This is a genomic window from Sphingobacteriales bacterium, assembly GCA_012517435.1.
Lineage (GTDB): Bacteria > Bacteroidota > Bacteroidia > CAILMK01 > JAAYUY01 > JAAYUY01.
The window spans coordinates 1-3,483 of sequence record JAAYUY010000093.1; the positions used below are offsets into that span (position 1 = coordinate 1).

At 35.9% G+C, this 3,483-nt stretch carries 2 protein-coding genes; one reads left to right on the top strand and one right to left on the bottom strand.

Annotated elements, in window-relative coordinates:
- Positions 1 to 1,871: DEAD/DEAH box helicase family protein (locus GX437_05680; GenBank protein ID NLJ07142.1), on the bottom strand; the 1,871-nt coding region annotated here is incomplete at its 3' end.
- Positions 1,872 to 2,733: 862 nt separating this feature from the next.
- Here GX437_05680 and GX437_05685 point away from each other — a divergent pair.
- The coding region (locus GX437_05685; GenBank protein NLJ07143.1) for a hypothetical protein at positions 2,734 to 3,483 on the top strand (750 nt) is incomplete at its 3' end.

Genomic DNA, 3,483 nt, shown 5'->3' on the forward strand with positions numbered 1-3,483 from the left:
AAAACGGAAACGTCCACACCGTTTACATATACCTTTTCTTTAGGCTCATTAGCAGTTTTTACAGGGAACTCAATTTCAGGATAATGTATTTCAGGAGGATTAAAATCAATTTCTTCACCCGATTCAATGTCAATAATTGGTTCAGTGTTTTCTTCTTCCTCTTCCACAATGCTGCCTAAGTCAGTTTCTTCTGTAGCCGGTTTAATTCTGATAGGATCACCGTCAAATTGCGGGTCGGCAAACAGGTCGGTTGCATTTCTGAAATCCAGAATAGTAAAATACAGTTTATCATATTCTTCATTGATACGTGTTCCTCTGCCAATAATCTGCTTGAACTTGGTCATTGAATGTATGTTGCTATCCAATACAATCACTTTACAGGTTTGAGCATCCACCCCTGTGGTCATCAATTCAGAAGTAGTTGCAATAACAGGGTATTTTTCTTCGGGATTGATGAAGTTGTCTAATTCCCGTTTGCCTTCGTCATTGTCGCCTGTAATCTGCATGACGTATTTATAATTCCCGGCAACCAAATCCGGATTGTGTCGGGCTATTGCAGTCCGCATTCGTTCAGCGTGGTCAATGTCCACACAAAACACAATGGTTTTAGCGAAGCGGTCGTAACCCTTTAAAAACTCCGTTAGCTTTTGGGCAACCAAATCTGTTCTTTCTTCAATTACCAGGTTTTTATCAAAGTCTTTTCGGTTATAAATGCGGTCTTCAATCTCGTTTCCGTAAATATCGGTTTTGCCTTTTTCAGGCCTCCAACCTTCAGCATCTACATTTAAGGTAACTCTAATTACTCTATAAGGTGCAAGAAATCCATCATCAATGCCCTGTCGTAACGAATATGTATAAATGGGTTCACCGAAATATTCGATATTTGAAACCTCATTTGTTTCTTTTGGAGTAGCTGTTAATCCAATGTGAGTGGCACTTTTAAAATAGGTTAAAATTTCATGCCAGGCACTGTCCTCTCTTGCGCTACCTCTATGGCATTCATCTACAACAATCAAGTCAAAAAAATCAGGCCTGAATTGTTTGTAAATATTTTTCTCTTCTTCATTGCCGGATAATCCTTGATAAAGCGCCAAATAAATCTCAAAGCTTTTATCTACCATGCGGTGTTTTACAACCGTCATTTTCTCCTTGAAATGTTTAAAATCCCCTCTGCGTGTCTGATCAATCAGGGCATTTCGGTCAGCTAAGAAAAGAATACGTTTTTTAGTTCCGCTTTTCCAAAGACGGTAAATGATTTGAAAAGCTGTATAAGTTTTACCTGTTCCTGTTGCCATCACAATCAGAATTCTGTTCTGTCCGTTGGCAATGGCTTCAACGGTTCTGTTTACCGCAATCTGTTGGTAATATCTTGGTTTGCGATTAGTACCGTCAAAATAATAATCTTGTACAGCAATTATTTCCGCCTTGGGTGTTTCAATGCCTTTATACTTTTTGTATTTCTGCCAAAGTTGTTCTGGCGTAGGGAATTCGTCTAAAGTGATTTCCGTTTCAATATTTTCGTCTGTTGCAGTACGGTCGTGAAATAAGAAGCCGTCACCATTGCTGCTGAACACACAAGGAATATCCAGTATTTTAGCATATTCCAATGCCTGCTGAATACCAGATCTGACAGAATGATTATTATCCTTTGCTTCGATTATAGCAATTGGTATATTTGGTTTATAATATAGAATGTAGTCTGCCCTTTTTCGGGACCCTCTTGCTATTAATTTTCCTCTCACGTAAATCTTGCCATCCGTAAAAGACACTTCTTCTAATATCTGCAACTGCTTGTCCCAACCTGCCTTTTCCAAAGCAGGCGTGATAAACTTGGTACAAATATCTCTTTCTGAAAGTGTCTTTTTATTCATTCTTTAATTGATAAAAATAGTTAACAAAAATACATATTCCTGATGGTGACTGAGTTAATTAAAGCACTTTTAATTTTACTAAAGGATTATTCCAGATAGATACCGGGTTGCCGTGCAACTTCAAACCAACCTAACGGCAGTGTTGGTGTGCCACTTTGCGTATAAGCTTTTTATTAGTTCGTTGGTTCGTTAACTTTTGCAATTTTATTTGTTTTGTAAGGTTGAAGCTAAAACTTTATCTCTTCCGAATAGTAAATAGTTCATCATTAATTTCAGATTTTGCAAAGGCAAAAGCTTTTAAATCAATTTAACATGCAACTTGAATGGGCAAATTTAATAATTTTCAAATATCCAGGTTATCGATGGGACTTATTATCAGGTCAAAACCTGTGCTTTGAAATGTTCATGAATTTCAGTAGTTTTGAGACTAATATTCCCTTAAAACTTTGCAAATTTTATAAATCTGTCTTATTTTTCATCAGCCAGTGAGAAGGTTACTTATTAATGTCAGCAAAATAAAATCATTGTTCATACCTGAAAAAAAACCTTTCCTTCCCGGATTTTACATTTTTTAATAGGACAGTTAAAGAAAAATCATCCCTGCTTAAAATTTAAAAAAATTTACAGAAACTATTTTTTGATGAAAAAAATAATTCGGTTATAATTTTGAAGAAATTTTAAACCATGAAAACTCCTTTCTTATCAGGTTTTTTTCCTATTCATTATTTTTCATTGAAGATATACGATTCCATGATTTTGAGAAGCCATTGTTTAATCAGTATTCCCCCATTGAATAAGTAAAAATCAAGAATTGATCAGAAAAACAAGAATATTGCTTAAAAACACCTTTAAAACAAAACGTATGAAAGATTGTATAAACATGAAATTCAGCAAATTATTTATTAAAGTAGTGCTGATTACCTGTATGAATCTGCATTGGGGTTATTCACAGACCGGCTTTATTGAAAACAAAGGTCAGATCATTGATCAGAATAACCAGCCCAATCCTGAGGTAAAGTTTCTTTTAAATCTACAAGGATTAAATGTGCAGTTGAAACAAAACAGTTTCAGTTATGATGCCTATGTCATTGAAAAGAAAAGAAAGGAAAACTGGATACCGGTTCCCGGTCATCCTGAACATTCCGATTCTTTTGAAAGAATAGGTATTTTTCACCGTATCGACATCAGGTTTGAAGGAGCAAATGCTTCACCGCAAATGATAACGGGGGATCCGGGACAGGACTATCTGAATTACTATACAACTGCTACTCCTGAGGAAGGGATTTTGTTTGTCAGGCATTATCACAAAATAACCTATAAAGACCTGTATCCGGGAATAGACCTTGAGTTTGTTGCAGACAGGAGGAATGAAAAACCTGTGGAGTTTAATTTTATAGTTCATCCGGGTGCAGATATTTCTCAGATCAGATGGAAATATGAAGGTAGCCGGGAGGTGATTGTCAGAGATAAAAAAATTGCTATCAGTACCATTCATGGTTATATAACTGAAAGCATTCCAAATACTTATGAAAAAGAGACTCAAAAGTCTGTTGCACTGGAATACCGGTTAACTCCCGATGGATTTTATACTTTTTCAGGAAAGTATAATACC